A 15,192-nucleotide genomic window follows, 5' to 3' on the forward strand; every position below is an offset into this window, starting at 1 on the left:
TTTCCCCGCAGATGAATTGGAGATTTCCCCATGCTCAAGCGTTCCCTTGCGTTCGCGGTCGGCGTTGCCCTGTCCCTTTCTGCCATCATGGCGCAAGCAGCCGATGTGCTGCGCGTGTCGGCCATCCCCGATGAGGCACCCACCGAATTACTGCGCAAGTTCGAACCCCTGGGCAAGTACCTGCAGAAGCAGTTGGGCATGGAGGTGAGGTTCGTGCCGGTGTCCGACTACGCGGCAGTGGTCGAGGCGCTGGCCTCGGACAAACTGGACCTGGCCTGGCTGGGCGGCTTCACGTTCGTGCAGACGAGCCTGAAGACCAATGGAACGGCCATTCCGCTGGTCCAGCGCGAACAGGATCAGCAATTCACCAGCAAATTCATCACCGCCGACCCCGACGTGCATTCGCTCAAGGACCTCAAGGGCAAGACATTCAGCTTCGGCTCGGTCTCGTCGACATCGGGTAGCCTGATGCCGCGCTATTTCATGCTCCAGGACGGCATCAAACCTGAGGAATATTTCAGCCGCGTAGGCTATTCCGGTGCCCATGACGCCACCGTTGCAGCGGTCCAGGCTGGCAAGGTCGATGCCGGTGTACTCAATGCCTCGGTCTGGCAGAAGCTGGTCGATGCCGGCAAGGTCGACACCGACAAGGTCAAGGTATTTGCCACCACTCCAGCCTATTACGATTACAACTGGACCGTGCGCGGCGACCTTGACCCGGCCCTGAGAGAGAAAATAAAGGCAGCCTTCCTCGCACTGGACCCGGCCAAACCCGAGGACAAGGCGATCCTTGACCTGCAGGCTGCGAGCCGCTTCATCGAGACCAAGCCGGAAAACTACAAAAGTATCGAGGACGCGGCCCGCTCCGCCGAACTACTGAAGTGATATTGCAACTTTCCGGCGTGAGCCTGTCTCACGCCAGTGGCATCGAAGCCCTCAAGCACATCGACTTGACCATCGAAGCCGGTGAAAGGGTGGCAATCATCGGCCCTTCGGGCGCCGGAAAAACCACCCTGCTACGCGTGCTGGCGACCCGCTTGCAACCGGGCGCGGGTTTAGTCGAATTGCTCGACGCCAAACCCTGGACCCTCAGCGCTCGCGCCCGGCAAAAACTGCGGGCGCGCATCGGCATGATCCATCAGGCGCCTCCTTTGCCACCCCGGCAGCGGGTGGTCACCGCAGTCAGCGCGGGTCGGCTTGGTCAATGGTCGTTTCTCAAGGGCATGCTCAATCTCTGCTATGCACTGGATGCTGCCGGCGTACGAGAAGAACTGGCGCGCCTGGACATCGCCGACAAGCTGTTTGTCCGCTGCGACGAGCTGTCCGGAGGACAGTTGCAGCGCGTCGGCATCGCCCGTGTGCTGTATCAGGCCCCCGAATTGATCCTGGCCGACGAACCGGTGTCGGCGATGGACCCGACCCTGGCCGGGCACACCCTCGAAGTCCTCAACCAGGAAGCCCGGCAGCGCGGCACCACGGTGCTGGCCAGCCTGCACGCGGTGGATCTGGCCCTCACCCACTTCGAACGGGTGATCGGCATGCGTGACGGCAGGATTGCCTTTGATCTGAAGCCGTCCGAGGTCAGTAGCGAGCAATTGACGGCGTTGTACGCCAATGAACAATTGCTGCACGACAGCGACCCGGTCGCGCTGGCCAAACCCCACATCAAGCCGTTTCCGGAATGCGGATGAAGGCCCAAATAAACGACCCGGCGGGCTTCCCGCGCCTGGCCTTGAGCCTGCTCGCCGTGCTGCTGCTCTGGCCCGGCCTGAACCTGAGCGAGCTGGACTTGAAGGTGCTGGTAACCGGCGACAGCGCGCGGACCATAGGCAAGTTCATCGCCGGATTCTGGCCACCGGCGTACAACAGCGATTTTGTCGCCCTGCTGTACAAGAGCACCCTGGAAACCCTGGCCATCGCCACGGCCGGCATGGCACTCGCCCTGCTGATTGCCATCCCCGGCGCCTTGCTGGCGACCCGGGCGATTTCCCTCTCGGCGCTGTCCCGGGGCGGGCGCCCCGTGTGGTGGGCGCAATTGCTGCGCTGGCCGGTGCGCATCGCCCTGATCGGCCTGCGCAGCGTGCCCGAGATTGTCTGGGCCTTGTTGTTCGTGCGCGCCGTGGGTCTTGGGCCCACGGCCGGGGTTTTGGCGATTGCCATTACCTACAGCGGCATGCTCGGCAAGGTCTACGCCGAGATCTTCGAGTCGGTCGACATCCGCCCTACCCATGCCTTGCTCGAAGCCGGCAGTTCGCGGTTGGCGGCGTTCGCCTACGGAATATTGCCCAATGCCGCCGAAGAGTTGGTGTCCTATACCGTGTACCGCTGGGAATGCGCGATTCGAGCCTCGGTTGTGATGGGTTTTGTCGGTGCCGGTGGCCTGGGCCAGCAGATGGACCTGTCGCTGCGCATGTTCGCGGGTGGCGAGGTTGCGAGCCTGTTGCTGACCTTCCTGTTGCTGGTATTGCTGGCTGACGTGCTCAGTCGTCTGCTACGAGGACGACTGGCATGAGACGGCTGGGCAATCCGGTGTTGTTGTTGGCCATCCTGGCGACGATTGCACTGAGCTTCGGCTTTCTCGAACTGGACATGGGCAACCTGGCCAGCACCGAAGGACTCGGACAAATGGGCAAGTACGCCAGCCGTTTTCTGAGCCCCGATTTCTCCACTGCGCATCTGCTGAATGTCGGCCGGGGCGCTCTGGAAACCATTGCCATGTCGGCCATGGGCACGCTGCTGGCAGCGATCCTTGGCCTGCTGCTGGCGCTGCCTGCAGCCGGACGTTATGGCTGGGCATTGCAAGGCCTTTCACGGCTGCTGCTCAACGCCCTGCGCGCCATACCGGAGCTGGTCTGGGCCGCGCTGATGGTATTGGCAGCGGGCCTTGGGCCCAATGCCGGCACCCTGGCCCTGGCCCTGCACACCGCGGGTGTACTGGGCCGGCTGTTCGCCGAAGCACTGGAGAACACCCCTGCCGAGCCTGCCGAAGCCCTGCGCGGCGCCGGAGGTGGGCGAGTTGTGGCCTTCTGTTACGGCACCCTGCCGAATGTCTGGCCACAAATCCTGGCTTATAGCTTGTACCGTTGGGAAAACAACATCCGCATGGCCAGCGTGCTCGGTTTCGTCGGTGCCGGCGGTCTTGGCCAGATGCTGTACATGAGCCTGAGCCTGTTTCAGGAAGCTCAGGCGGCGACGGTCATCCTGGCCATGCTGATACTGGTACTGGGCGTAGAGCTGCTCAGTTACTGGGCCCGGCAGCGTTGGGTGAGTGTTTGAGCTGGCGGTTGCTCAGGCCACTTCCAACTCACTCACATCGATCATTCCAACCGGCTTTTCCAGCGGTGCCAGGCCATAGGCCGCGCGCGCCGCGTCGCAGTGGGAATTGGCCTCGCCATTTTCCCAGGATGCCTCGAACTCGCGGCAAGTGCTGGAACGCTGTTCGTACAGCGAACAACTCACGCCCTTCCCGACCTCACCTTTGAGCCCGGTGCAGCGCGAAGGTCGGCTTTCGGTACCGAGCATCGCCACGCGCGTGGGGCCGACCTGCACCACCAGGTCATCGGGCACGGGACCTCCGGCCGAGGTGCATTCACCCCAATAGAAAGACACACGAAAATGCGCGCAGCAGGCGCCGCAGGTCAGGCAAGGATTTGCTTCGGACATGATCAGGAGGACTGGATTTTGTAGTTGTGGAGGTGCAGCGTTGGGCGCCTATTCTATGGATTGGCCAAGCCTTGAACAGGGGGGCCGAGAGGTTTATTTTCGGCCTGCGGACAGACGGTGTCAGGGGCTGTTCCAGGCAACGGACACCTGCCTGCGCCGCTCGCGCCAGACCAGAACCGGCAACACCAGAACCGCCCCGAACATGGCCAGGGCCATATCTTTTTGCGCATCCCAGCTGTCATCCTGGGCCCCGACAAACGCAGCCGATTGGTCGCCGCCCAGAAACTCTCCACCTACCCACTCGACCAGTTCGTACAGGGCGGACGTGGCAAGGATCAGGTTCAGCGCAAGAAAGCCGCTCCAGACACCTTTGGTCGTCACGCAGCGGCGCATGATTTCGCGGATCGGATAGATCAGAAACAAGCCGTAACACAGGTGCACCAGCCGGTCGAAATTGTTGCGCCGCCAGCCCATGGCATGGTTCAGCGTCTCGCCGGTCAGGGCTTTGCACCAGGTGTCGTAAGGCACCCGGGAATAGGTGTAGTGCGCGCCCAACTCATGCACGCACAGAAACAGAAAAATCAGCAGTAATGATTGTCGCGAGAACTTGAAGTAGCGATAGCTGACGGCCAACGCCAGAATCACCAACAGCACCAGCACATTCTCCAGTGCCCAGTCGCCCCAGTTTTGCGGGGCAATGGCCAGCAGGCCGAACAACAGGGCAAAGAGAATGGCCAGCGTCAGGTAAAACCGTTCATAAGACCGATCGCTGTGCATGGGAGCTCCGCGCCTGGGGTCATTCCCTTGGTTGGACCCCAGGCGCCGGCAGAGGTGCGATCACGGCTGTCGGCAGGTCAGCGTGGCGCCTTGGCCGGTTTCGTCGTTGCCGGTTCGAACCCATCAGCCCGGAACATCTGCCGAATGCCGCGCACGGCCTGGCGAATCCGGTCCTGGTTCTCGATCAGGGCAAAGCGCACATGGTCGTCGCCGTAGTCACCGAAACCGATCCCCGGCGACACGCAGACCTTGGCTTCGGCCAGAAGCTTCTTGGCGAACTCCAGCGAGCCCAGGTGCGCATACTGCTCGGGAATCTTCGCCCAGATGTACATGGACGCCTTGGGCACCTCGACCATCCAGCCCAGTTCGTGCAAGCCCTTGGCCAGCACATTGCGGCGTTGACGATACTGCTCGGCGATTTCGTGGACGCAGGTCTGATCGCCTTCCAGTGCAGCAATGGCCGCCACCTGCAGCGGGGTGAAAGTGCCGTAGTCGTGGTAGCTCTTGATCCGCGCCAGGGCGTTGACCAGTTCCGGATTACCGACCATGAAGCCGATACGCCAGCCGGCCATGTTGTAGCTCTTGGACAAGGTGAAGAACTCCACCGCAATGTCCTTGGCCCCGGGGACCTGCATGATCGATGGCGCTTTCCAGCCGTCATAGACGATGTCGGCATAGGCCAGGTCGTGTACCACCAGCACATCGTACTGCTTGGCCAGGGCTACCACGCGCTCGAAGAAATCCAGCTCGACACACTGGGCGGTCGGGTTGGACGGGAAACCGAGGATCATCATCTTCGGCTTGGGGATCGACTCGCGAATCGCCCGCTCAAGCTCATTGAAGAAGTCCACACCGGGCACCAGCGGCACCGAACGGACCTGGGCACCTGCAATCACTGCGCCGTAGATATGAATCGGGTAGCTGGGATTGGGCACCAGCACCGTGTCGCCATGGTCGAGGGTGGCAAGCATCAGGTGCGCCAGGCCTTCCTTGGAGCCGATGGTGACGATGGCTTCGCTTTCCGGGTCGATATCGACCTCGTAGCGGTCCTTGTACCAGCGTGAGATGGCGCGACGCAGACGCGGGATGCCGCGCGAGGTCGAATAACCGTGGGTATCTTCGCGCTGGGCGACCTGCACGAGTTTTTCGACGATATGCGGCGGGGTCGCACCGTCGGGGTTGCCCATGCTCAAGTCGATGATGTCTTCGCCACGGCGGCGAGCGGCCATTTTCAGCTCGGCGGTGATATTGAAGACATAGGGGGGGAGACGATCGATGCGCGCAAAGCGGCGCGACGAACCTTGTTCGGCCATGATTTCCTCGGCTACGTAAGCGCCCGGAACCGTCCGAGCGACGCCGGCCACTGTGGTGGCCGTAGGGCTGAAGATAAATCCTGTGGTCAGTGGCTGTCCAGAATATTTTCCTGTTTTATTTAATATTTTTGGGATTTTAATTTGTATACATGCTTATTTTCGGCATATGGCTCCGAATCCTAACCAGCCTCGTTCCCACGCTCTGCGTGGGAATGCAGGTATAGACGCTCCAGCGTCGACGTACGACGCAGAGCGTGGGAACGAGGTGTGACTGGCGCACAAACAAAAACGCCCCGAGCTCTGCAGCCCGGGGCGTTCTTGTTTAAAGCATCAATCTCAATGCGCGTAAGTCAGCAACAACTCGGTCGGTGCCTTGAAATCCAGCGACATCGCCACGCTCAACGCGGTGATGGTGAAGATCGAGAACACGAACAGCTTGCGCGCCCAGAGACGATCGTCCACGGCCTTGTAGCCAGTCCAGGCCATGTACAACCAGTACATGCCCATGGCTGCGGCCACGGCCAGGTAGCTCATCCCGGCGTAGCCGCCCAGGGTCAGCATCAAGGTCGCCACGAGGAAGGCCAGGATGTAGAACAGGATGTGCTTCTTGGCCACGACAATACCGCGCTTGACCGGCAGAACCGGAATCGAAGCGGCCAGGTAGTCGTTGAAGCGGAAGATCGCAATGGCATAGGAATGCGGCATCTGCCACAGGCTGAACATCACCAGCAGGGTCAAGGCAGCCAGGTCGAAGCTGTTGCTCACGGCGCAGTAGCCGATCACCGGAGGCATGGCGCCGGAAAGGCTCCCCACCAGGGTGCCGTGCACCGATTTGCGCTTCAGGTACAGGCTGTAGAAACCTACATAGATGATGAAACCGATCAGGCCGAACAAGGCAGCCAGCGCATTGGCCTGCTGATACAGCAGGCCAAGCCCCGCCACCCCCAGGAGGGTGGCATAGGCCAGCGCGACCTTGGTCGAGATCAGGCCCTGGACCATTGCACGGTTCTTGGTGCGCTCCATCTTCACGTCGATGTCACGGTCGATGCAGTTGTTGAACACGCAACCGGACGCCACCACCAACGAAGTACCAATCACCGCGGCCAGGAACAAGGCGAAATCGACATGCCCTTGCGAGGCCAGGAAAAAGCCGCCTGCCACAGAAAGCACGTTACCGAAAATGATCCCCGGTTTGGTGATTTGGATAAAGTGCTTAATGGACATGCCTTCTTCCTCAGTGCGCCATCATGACGGTATGGATGCTGGACATGATCCACAGCGCCAGGCCGACCAGGAACGCGATGACCATCGCCGTAAAGGCAAAGGCGGTCACGTTCCAGCGCTGCTCGGCAGAGCGGTCCAGGTGCAGGAAGTAGACCAGGTGCACCAGCACCTGGATCGCGGCGAAGGCCACGATGATCCACAGGGTCATCTCCTTCGGCAGGCTCGGGTACATCACCAGGCCGAACGGAATGATCGTCAGGATGACCGAGAGCACAAAGCCGATGCCGTAGGACTTCACGCTGCCGTGGCTATGCGCTGCGTGGGAGTTGTGTGCATTTGCCATTTACAGAGTCCCCATCAGGTAGACAACGGTGAACACGCAGATCCATACCACGTCCAGGAAGTGCCAGAACAGGCTCAGGCAGCTCATGCGGGTGTTGGTGGTAGCGCTCAGACCGTTCTTGTTGATCTGATACATCATCACGCCCATCCAGATCAGGCCGCTGGTCACGTGCAGGCCGTGGGTACCGACCAGCGTGAAGAAGCCCGACAGGAAGCCGCTGCGCTGAGGACCGAAGCCCTCGGCGATCAGGTGATGGAACTCGTTGACTTCCATGCCGATGAAGCCCAGGCCGAACAGGAAGGTGATGGCCAGCCAGGCCAGCACGGCATTTTTCTTGCCCTTGTACATCGCCAGCATGGAGAAGCCGAAGGTGATACTGGAGAACAGGAGCAGCGCGGTTTCACCCAGCACGTAATCCAGTTCAAAAATATCGTGGCCCGACGGCCCACCAGCAAAGTTGTTGGACAGCACGGCGTAGGCAGCGAAGAGCGACGCAAACAGAATGCAGTCGGTCATCAGGTACAGCCAGAAACCGAATACGGTCATCGGGCCTGCGTCGTGGTGGTCATCGTGCCCATGGTCGTGACCATGAGCAGCATCAGCATTCATTACCAGATTGGACATTATTTACACCCGCTCCAACTGTTCGACACGTGCGCCGTGCACCGGGGCAGCCGGAGCCAGACCCAGAGCCTTCAAGCGCTCGCCTTCAATACGCGCCACTTCTTCGGCCGGAACCATGTAGCCCTGGTCGTCACGTGCAGCGTGAGCGACGAAGACAGCGATGGTGCCCACCAGGCTTGCGCCGGCCAGCCACCAGATGTGCCAGATCATGGCAAACCCGAAGACGGTCAACAGCAGGCCCATCCACAGACCGGTAGCGGTGTTGTGTGGCATGTGAATCGCGGTGTAGCGACCCGGAACCTTGTATGCCGAACCGTTGCGCTTGGCTGCGGTGAACGCGTCCAGGCCAGCATTTTGCGGCAGGTGCGCGAAGTTGTAGAACGGTGGTGGCGACGAAGTCGACCATTCCAGGGTGTGGCCGTTCCATGGGTCACCGGTCACGTCCAGGTTGTCCTTGCGATCACGGATACTCACGTAGATCTGGATCAACTGGCAGGCGATACCGAACAGGATCAGCACCGCACCGGCCAACGCGACGTACAGGTACGGGGTCCACTCAGGGTTGGTCGAGCTGTTCAGGCGACGGGTCATGCCCATGAAGCCCAGTGCGTACAGCGGCATGAACGCTACGTAGAAACCGGAGATCCAGAACCAGAACGCTGCCTTGCCCCACTTCTCGTTCAGCTTGAAGCCGAAGGCTTTCGGGAACCAGAAGGCGAAACCTGCGATGTAACCGAATACCGCGCCGCCGATGATCACGTTGTGGAAGTGCGCGATCACGAACAGGCTGTTGTGCAGAACGAAGTCAGCACCCGGTACGGCCAGCAGAACGCCGGTCATGCCACCGATGGAGAAGGTGATCATGAAGCCCAGGGTCCACATTACCGGGGCGGTGAAGCGCAGGCGGCCCTGGTAAATGGTGAATAGCCAGTTGAATAGCTTCACACCCGTGGGGATGGAAATCAGCATCGTCGCCAGGCCGAAGAAGGCGTTGACGCTGGCACCCGAACCCATGGTGAAGAAGTGGTGCAGCCAGACCACGAAGCCCAGGACGCTGATCGCGCCGCTGGCGTAGACCATGGACTTGTGACCGAACAGTGCTTTACCGGTAAAGGTCGAGATCACTTCCGAGAACACACCGAAGGCCGGCAGGATCAGGATGTAAACCTCAGGGTGGCCCCACGCCCAGAACAAGTTGACGTACATCATGGGGTTGCCCCCCAACTCGTTGGTGAAGATGTGGAAGCCCAGGTAACGGTCGACAGTCAGCAGTGCCAGGGTAGCGGTCAGGATCGGGAAGGAAGCGACGATCAGGACGTTGGCCCAGCTGCAGGTCCAGGTGAAGATCGGCATGTCCATCAGCTTCATGCCAGGGGCGCGCATTTTCAGCACGGTGGCCAGGAAGTTGACCCCGGTCAGCGTCGTACCCAGACCTGATAACTGTAGTGCCCAGATGTAGTAGTCCACACCCACGCCCGGGCTATAGCCCAGCTCGGACAGCGGCGGATAGGCAACCCAACCGGTCTTGGCGAATTCACCCACGCCCAGCGACAGGTTGATCAGCACCACGCCCGACACCAGCAGCCAGAAGCTCAGGGAGTTCAGGAACGGGAAGGCCACGTCACGGGCGCCGATTTGCAGCGGCACCACGATGTTCATCAAGCCGGTGAAGAATGGCATCGCCATGAAGATGATCATGATCACACCGTGAGCGGTGAAGATCTGGTCATAGTGTTCAGGCGGCAGGTAGCCTTCGCCACCGCCGGAGGCCAGTGCCAGTTGCGAGCGCATCATGATGGCGTCGGCAAAACCACGCAGCAGCATGATCATGGCGACAACGATGTACATCACGCCGATTTTCTTGTGGTCGACCGAAGTCAGCCACTCGGTCCACAAGTAGCTCCACTTGCGGAAATAGGTGATAGCACCCACCACCGCGAGACCGCCGAGCGCGATCATGGCAATGGTCACCATGACTATCGGCTCGTGGAACGGTATCGCGTCCAGACTTAGTTTACCGAACATCTTTTACTCCTCTGCCCCAGCAGCTGAATGCATACTCATGTCCATCCCTTCCATCGCGGCGACTTCTTTGCCCTCGTGGTGGTGCGGCTTGCCTTTGTTCATGCCTTCATACTTGTCGATGATGGTCTGGAACAGGTTCGCCGGAACCGAGGAATAGAGCTCGACCGGGTTGTTTTCGCTAGGTTTGGCCAAGGCGTCGTATTCAGCTTTTTCAAGCTGTTTAGGTGCCTTCTTGACTTCACTGACCCAGGCATCGAAATCGGCCTGAGAGGTGGCGTACGCTTTGAATTTCATGCCGGTAAAACCTGCGCCACTGTAGTTGGCGGAGATACCGTCGAACTCGCCGTTTTCATTGGCGATCAGGTGCAGCTTGGTCTGCATGCCCGCCATGGCGTAGATCTGGCCACCGAGTGCCGGGATGAAGAACGAGTTCATCACCGAGTCGGAAGTAATCTTGAAATTGACCGGGGTGTTGGCCGGGAAGACGATCTTGTTGACCGTGGCAATGCCTTGTTCCGGATAGATGAACAGCCACTTCCAGTCCATGGCGACCACTTCGATGGTCACAGGCTTCACGTCGGATTCAAGCGGACGATACGGGTCCAGCTTGTGGGTCGAAATGTAGGTGAAGTAACCCAGGGCGATGATGATCATCACCGGAACAGCCCAGACCGCGATTTCGATCTTGGTCGAGTGGGACCAGTCAGGCGTGTAGGTGGCTGCCTTGTTGGACGCGCGGTATTTCCAGGCGAACGCGATGGTCATAATGATCACGGGGATCACCACCAGCAGCATCAGCCCGGTTGCGATGAGAATCAGGTTTCTCTCGTCCATGCCCACCTGCCCTTTCGGGTTGAGCAGGGTCATGTTGCACCCACCGAGAAAAAGCATGCCTAAAAAGGGCAAAATGCCAAACAGTCTGGGGTAACGCTTTTTACTCATCTCTCGACCTCTAAAGCGGCTGCTTCAATGCAATGGTGTTTTGATCGCCGACACTTCGTCCTGCCAAGCGTCAGCATTTATCGGGATTGAATACGGGCATGCCTCGGAATCAGCTGCGGCTGCTCGGCAAGACCTGTGTATTGCGGTGGTCTATTATTCTGAAATCGTTGGCTTGGAGCCTGTTTTCAGACCAATTCCATTTGGCGGAAATCACGGAGGGGTATCAGCCCGGCATCACTGCGGCGATGCATTTCCGAGTCAGTCAAAGGAGCCTGTGCTCCCCTGTTTTACGACTCGCGAAGCGGTGCCGAGCGAAATTTGGGGCGATTGTAGATATGTAACCTAGTGTTGACTATGACTTATTTAGCAACAGTTCCTTACCGATTCTGCAACAATAAGCCACTTCGCGACACATTGTCGCACCTGACGCACCCGCTTTAAGTCATTGTATTTAGAGGGATTTTATAAGAACACGGGCAAAAAAAATGCCCCGACCTTTCTTATCGAAGTCCAGGGCAATTCTATTTCATGGCGTGAAATTCGCTTACGGACGACGGCGGTTCCGATAGATGCCCAACGGCACCAGAATGGCCGTCAGCACGAATGCCAACAGTGCCCATTGCGCCAGCGACAAACCCAGAACCGGTGGGTAAGGCGTGGAGCAGAAACCATCGACCTGAAACACCAGCGGCAACACCGAGGCCAACGGCAGGCCATCGACGATCGGCTGCAAGGTATCGATGCCACAACTCACCGCAGGGTGCGCCAGGATATAGACATGATTGCCCGCCGCGGCAATGCCGCCCAAGGCACTGAGGACCACCAGCCCTTCGAAGATCGTTACGCCACGCGTGCCCCGCATGGCTGCTCCGATGAAAGCGAACACGGCGATCAACAACAAGGCATAGCGCTGCAGGATGCACAACGGGCAAGGCGCTTCGCCCAGGACGACCTGCATATATAAAGCACCGCCAATCAACGAGAGGCAGATGATCCCGAGCAGAACCAGAAAACGCCGCTCGCGATTCAGCATGTGTTCGTTCATTCCCTTTCCTTATCTGTATGTGACGCTTGGAACGTGTGAATAGCCAGAAGTTTACACGCTGAGCGTTGGCATCATGCAGTTAGGGATAGGGGGATTAAATCAGGATTAACATTTGGATAATGTTTTGTGGGGTGTCAGTACCGGCCCCATCGCTGCGGTGCGGCGATCCGACAAGCCAGCTCCCACAGAGTCCATATCCAACACAATCTCTGTGGGAGCCGGCTTGCCGGCGATGAGGCCGGATCAGCCAACCTCAATTAGTAGAGATTCACTCCAAAGCCGAAGCCGGCCCAAAGAACTCATACCGGCTCTGGTGCTCAGGCACCCCCAGCCCTTTGAGGTGACGCTTCACCGCCGCCATGAAGCCCTTCGGCCCCAGGAAATAGGCATCCAGATCCCGCTCCACGGGCAACCATTGCCCCAGCTGTTTCTCATCCAACAACCCGACAGCGTCCGCTGGCGGGCTGACCCCGTCATCTTCGTCATAGCAATAGAAGCGCTTGAGCTGCGGATGCCGTGCGGCCAATCCGTCGATCCAGTCGCGGAAGGCATGCACCGAGCCATTGCGGGCACAGTGAATGAAATGCACCAGGCGCCCGGTTGAAAGCGCCGATTCGAGCATCGCCAGTGTTGGCGTAATACCCACCCCGCCACTGATGAGCACCAGAGGTTTCTCACTGACCGCCAGAGTGAACTCGCCCGACGGCGGGAACAGTTGCAGGGTGTCGCCGACGCGCAGGTGGTCGTGCAGGTAATTCGACACCTTGCCACCAGTTTCACGCTTGACGCTGATCCGGTACTGCCCGGCCTTGGCCAGCGCCGACAAGGAGTAATTACGGCGATGCTCTTCGCCATCGATGATCAACTTCATCCCGATGTACTGGCCAGCTTCGAATGCGAGAATGTCGCCACCGTCGACCGGAGCGAAATAGAGCGAGACGATCTCGGCACTTTCTTCCACCCGCTCGACCAGCCTGAACACTCGCGTACCGCGCCAGCCGCCGACGGCAGCGGCTTTCTGCTCATACATTGCAGCTTCTGCGCCAATCAGGATATCCGCCAGCTGTTGATAAGCCGCCGCCCAGGCCGCTATGACCTCAGGTGTCGCGATCTCGCTGCCCAGCACTTCTTCAATGGCGCGCAACAGGCAGCTACCGACGATCGGGTAGTGCTCCGGAAGGATTTGCAAGGCGACATGCTTGTTGATGATCTGGCCGACCAGACCACCCAGCTGGTCCAGCTGATCGATGTGCCGGGCGTACATCAGCACGCCATTGGCCAATGCACGCGGCTGGTCGCCGCTGGCCTGGTGAGCTTGGTTGAACAGCGGCCGCACTTGCGGATATTCGCTGAGCATCACCTTGTAGAAATGCGTGGTCAGGGCTTCACCGCCACTCTCCAGAAGCGGAACAGTGGATTTGACGATGGCGCGATACTGGGCACTAAGCATGTGGTGTCTCCTGAACTTGTGGCTGCTTGATGGTTTAACTTGCTTTTCCAGTAATCAGGTATCGTGCCAACTAAAAACTAGTTATGAATCAATCACTTAAAAACAATATAGTCAATATGACTCTCGAGGGCTTATAGTCATTTAGACCTGATGGAGTCATTATGACCGCAAAAAACCTGCTCACCGCCTTGTTGCCCCTTGTCAGCGACCTCTCCCGCGAACTTCCGGAGCGCGAGCGTTATCGGCGCTTGCTTGAATCCATGCGCGCCCTGCTCCCCTGCGATGCCGCCGCCCTCCTGCGCCTGGATGGCGAATGGCTGGTGCCAATGGCCGTCGATGGCCTGAGCGATGACACCCTCGGGCGTCGCTTCAAGGTCAGTGAACACCCACGCTTTCAGGTGCTGCTCGACAACCCCGAACCCACACGCTTTGCCAGCGACAGCGATTTGCCCGACCCCTATGACGGCTTGGTCGACGGCTTGCATCACCATCTCGAGGTCCATGACTGCCTGGGCTGCCCGCTGTTTATCGACGAGCGCCCCTGGGGCCTGTTGACCCTGGACGCACTCGACCCGCAGCGTTTCGACAGTATCGAACTGGACGCCCTGCAGGCATTCGCCAGCCTGGCGGCAGCGACCGTCAACGTTGCCGATCGCATCGAGCGGCTGGCCTTGCGCGCAGAAGACGAACACCAGCGTGCCGAGGTCTATCGGCAGGCCAGCGGCCAACAGAGCAAGGAACTGATCGGCCAGAGCAAGGCGCACAAGCGCCTGATCGAAGAAATTGGCCTGGTGGGCAGCAGTGACCTGACGGTGCTCATTACCGGCCAGACCGGTGTCGGCAAGGAGCTGGTCGCCCAGGCAATTCACGCGGCATCGCCCCGCGCGCACAAACCCATGATCAGCCTCAACTGCGCCGCGCTGCCCGACACGCTGGTCGAGAGTGAGTTGTTCGGCCATGTGCGCGGTGCCTTTACGGGAGCATTGAGCGACCGGCGGGGCAAGTTCGAGCTGGCCGATGGCGGTACGCTGTTTCTCGACGAAGTCGGCGAGCTTTCGCTGACCGTCCAGGCCAAGCTCTTGCGCGTACTGCAGAGCGGTCAACTTCAACGCCTGGGCTCGGACGAGGAACACCAGGTCAATGTCCGTTTGATCGCCGCCACTAACCGCGACCTGGCCGAAGAGGTGCGCAGCGGCCGTTATCGCGCCGACTTCTACCATCGCCTGAGCGTCTATCCCTTGCAGGTCCCGTCGCTGCAAGAACGCGGCAAGGATGTGCTGTTGCTCAGCGGCTACTTTCTCGAACAGAACCGCTCGCGAATGGGCCTGGGCAGCCTGCGCCTGACGACTGATGCACAGGCGGCGCTGCTGGCCTACGATTGGCCGGGCAACGTCCGCGAACTGGAACACTTGATTGGTCGCTCCGCGCTCAAGGCGCTCGGCCAGCATCGCACAAGGCCGAAAATCCTGAGCCTGAGCGCTGCCGACCTGGACCTGCCCTCCCCCTCGGCCCCGAATGAGGATGCAACCGCACTGGCACCTCTCGCGGGCGTGGCAACTGCCGTCGGCGACCTGCGTCAGGCAACCGATCAGTATCAGCGGCAAATGATAGAAGCTTGCCTCGGCCGTCATCAGCACAACTGGGCCAGTGCCGCCCGGGAGTTGGGCCTGGATCGCGCCAACCTCGGCAGACTGGCCAAACGCCTGGGTTTGAAATGAGCACAACCGATAGCATGCTCAATAGTTCAATGCCACGGCTAAAGCCTGGGGCCGGCAGGTCGATAACC

Annotated in this window: 15 protein-coding genes; 5 read left to right on the top strand and 10 right to left on the bottom strand. The window is 59.7% G+C overall.

Translation table 11 applies throughout. The annotated features are described in order from the left end of the window. The first annotated feature begins 30 nt into the window (after window positions 1-30). From F2S13_RS09080 to phnE, 4 genes are read left to right on the top strand one after another with little or no spacing between them, the layout of a single operon-like run. On the top strand, window positions 31-885 hold the full coding sequence (locus F2S13_RS09080) for a putative selenate ABC transporter substrate-binding protein (protein WP_166360131.1): 855 nt from the start codon (window positions 31-33) through the stop codon (window positions 883-885). Beyond that, window positions 882-1,691 carry an ATP-binding cassette domain-containing protein gene (locus F2S13_RS09085; RefSeq protein ID WP_166360132.1) on the top strand — a complete coding sequence of 270 codons (810 nt, stop codon included), beginning with the start codon at window positions 882-884 and terminating at the stop codon, window positions 1,689-1,691. The genes F2S13_RS09080 and F2S13_RS09085 overlap by 4 nt, the downstream gene beginning before the upstream one ends. Next, window positions 1,688-2,512, top strand: a complete 825-nt coding sequence (locus F2S13_RS09090; RefSeq protein WP_246237817.1) for a PhnE/PtxC family ABC transporter permease — start codon at window positions 1,688-1,690, stop codon at window positions 2,510-2,512. Before F2S13_RS09085 ends, F2S13_RS09090 begins: the two co-directional genes overlap by 4 nt. Continuing rightward, a complete protein-coding gene (phnE, locus tag F2S13_RS09095) occupies window positions 2,509-3,276 on the top strand; it encodes a phosphonate ABC transporter, permease protein PhnE (RefSeq protein ID WP_166360134.1) in 768 nt (255 codons plus the stop codon). Before F2S13_RS09090 ends, phnE begins: the two co-directional genes overlap by 4 nt. 12 nt (window positions 3,277-3,288) lie before the next feature. Here phnE and F2S13_RS09100 read toward each other — a convergent pair whose 3' ends face one another. The 10 genes from F2S13_RS09100 to hmpA all read right to left on the bottom strand — a co-directional run bounded on the left by F2S13_RS09100 (window position 3,289) and on the right by hmpA (window position 13,406). Then, entirely contained in the window at window positions 3,289-3,663 is a 375-nt protein-coding gene (locus F2S13_RS09100; RefSeq protein ID WP_166360135.1) for a YkgJ family cysteine cluster protein, read from the bottom strand. Window positions 3,664-3,783: 120 nt separating this feature from the next. Then, complete coding sequence (locus F2S13_RS09105; RefSeq protein ID WP_166360136.1) at window positions 3,784-4,440, bottom strand: DUF2238 domain-containing protein; 657 nt, start codon at window positions 4,438-4,440, stop codon at window positions 3,784-3,786. A gap of 77 nt (window positions 4,441-4,517) precedes the next feature. Beyond that, window positions 4,518-5,753: an alanine transaminase gene (gene alaC, locus F2S13_RS09110; RefSeq protein ID WP_166360137.1), complete on the bottom strand. Its 1,236-nt coding sequence runs from the start codon at window positions 5,751-5,753 to the stop codon at window positions 4,518-4,520. Between the two features lie 336 nt (window positions 5,754-6,089). After that, window positions 6,090-6,977 (bottom strand): heme o synthase, encoded by an 888-nt coding sequence (cyoE, locus tag F2S13_RS09115; protein WP_166360138.1) that lies wholly within the window; start codon window positions 6,975-6,977, stop codon window positions 6,090-6,092. A gap of 10 nt (window positions 6,978-6,987) precedes the next feature. Then, complete coding sequence (cyoD, locus tag F2S13_RS09120) at window positions 6,988-7,320, bottom strand: cytochrome o ubiquinol oxidase subunit IV (protein WP_166360139.1); 333 nt, start codon at window positions 7,318-7,320, stop codon at window positions 6,988-6,990. Next, the gene (locus F2S13_RS09125; RefSeq protein ID WP_166360140.1) at window positions 7,321-7,944 is read right to left on the bottom strand and encodes a cytochrome o ubiquinol oxidase subunit III; all 624 of its coding nucleotides are present in this window, start codon (window positions 7,942-7,944) and stop codon (window positions 7,321-7,323) included. A gap of 3 nt (window positions 7,945-7,947) precedes the next feature. Further along, entirely contained in the window at window positions 7,948-9,969 is a 2,022-nt protein-coding gene (gene cyoB / locus F2S13_RS09130) for a cytochrome o ubiquinol oxidase subunit I (protein WP_166360141.1), read from the bottom strand. 3 nt (window positions 9,970-9,972) lie between these two features. Then, entirely contained in the window at window positions 9,973-10,911 is a 939-nt protein-coding gene (gene cyoA, locus F2S13_RS09135) for a ubiquinol oxidase subunit II (RefSeq protein ID WP_166360142.1), read from the bottom strand. Window positions 10,912-11,455: 544 nt separating this feature from the next. Next, complete coding sequence (locus F2S13_RS09140; protein WP_166360143.1) at window positions 11,456-11,956, bottom strand: disulfide bond formation protein B; 501 nt, start codon at window positions 11,954-11,956, stop codon at window positions 11,456-11,458. 268 nt (window positions 11,957-12,224) lie between these two features. Beyond that, window positions 12,225-13,406: an NO-inducible flavohemoprotein gene (gene hmpA / locus F2S13_RS09145; protein WP_166360144.1), complete on the bottom strand. Its 1,182-nt coding sequence runs from the start codon at window positions 13,404-13,406 to the stop codon at window positions 12,225-12,227. A gap of 161 nt (window positions 13,407-13,567) precedes the next feature. On the opposite strand from hmpA, the gene norR reads away from it, so the two are divergent. After that, complete coding sequence (norR, locus tag F2S13_RS09150; RefSeq protein WP_166360145.1) at window positions 13,568-15,124, top strand: nitric oxide reductase transcriptional regulator NorR; 1,557 nt, start codon at window positions 13,568-13,570, stop codon at window positions 15,122-15,124. Window positions 15,125-15,192 lie beyond the last annotated feature (68 nt).

This window comes from Pseudomonas akapageensis (genome assembly GCF_011355085.1).
In the GTDB taxonomy this organism is placed as follows: domain Bacteria; phylum Pseudomonadota; class Gammaproteobacteria; order Pseudomonadales; family Pseudomonadaceae; genus Aquipseudomonas; species Aquipseudomonas akapageensis.

Excerpts from the sequence above, each read along its gene's own strand:
- F2S13_RS09080 (WP_166360131.1), top strand. The coding sequence starts at position 31 with ATGCTCAAGCGTTCCCTTGCGTTCGCGGTCGGCGTTGCCCTGTCCCTT.
- F2S13_RS09090 (WP_246237817.1), top strand. The coding sequence starts at position 1,688 with ATGAAGGCCCAAATAAACGACCCGGCGGGCTTCCCGCGCCTGGCCTTG.
- phnE (WP_166360134.1), top strand. The coding sequence starts at position 2,509 with ATGAGACGGCTGGGCAATCCGGTGTTGTTGTTGGCCATCCTGGCGACG.
- F2S13_RS09100 (WP_166360135.1), bottom strand. The coding sequence starts at position 3,663 with ATGTCCGAAGCAAATCCTTGCCTGACCTGCGGCGCCTGCTGCGCGCAT.
- F2S13_RS09105 (WP_166360136.1), bottom strand. The coding sequence starts at position 4,440 with ATGCACAGCGATCGGTCTTATGAACGGTTTTACCTGACGCTGGCCATT.
- alaC (WP_166360137.1), bottom strand. The coding sequence starts at position 5,753 with ATGGCCGAACAAGGTTCGTCGCGCCGCTTTGCGCGCATCGATCGTCTC.
- cyoE (WP_166360138.1), bottom strand. The coding sequence starts at position 6,977 with ATGTCCATTAAGCACTTTATCCAAATCACCAAACCGGGGATCATTTTC.
- cyoD (WP_166360139.1), bottom strand. The coding sequence starts at position 7,320 with ATGGCAAATGCACACAACTCCCACGCAGCGCATAGCCACGGCAGCGTG.
- F2S13_RS09125 (WP_166360140.1), bottom strand. The coding sequence starts at position 7,944 with ATGTCCAATCTGGTAATGAATGCTGATGCTGCTCATGGTCACGACCAT.
- cyoB (WP_166360141.1), bottom strand. The coding sequence starts at position 9,969 with ATGTTCGGTAAACTAAGTCTGGACGCGATACCGTTCCACGAGCCGATA.
- cyoA (WP_166360142.1), bottom strand. The coding sequence starts at position 10,911 with ATGAGTAAAAAGCGTTACCCCAGACTGTTTGGCATTTTGCCCTTTTTA.
- F2S13_RS09140 (WP_166360143.1), bottom strand. The coding sequence starts at position 11,956 with ATGAACGAACACATGCTGAATCGCGAGCGGCGTTTTCTGGTTCTGCTC.
- hmpA (WP_166360144.1), bottom strand. The coding sequence starts at position 13,406 with ATGCTTAGTGCCCAGTATCGCGCCATCGTCAAATCCACTGTTCCGCTT.
- norR (WP_166360145.1), top strand. The coding sequence starts at position 13,568 with ATGACCGCAAAAAACCTGCTCACCGCCTTGTTGCCCCTTGTCAGCGAC.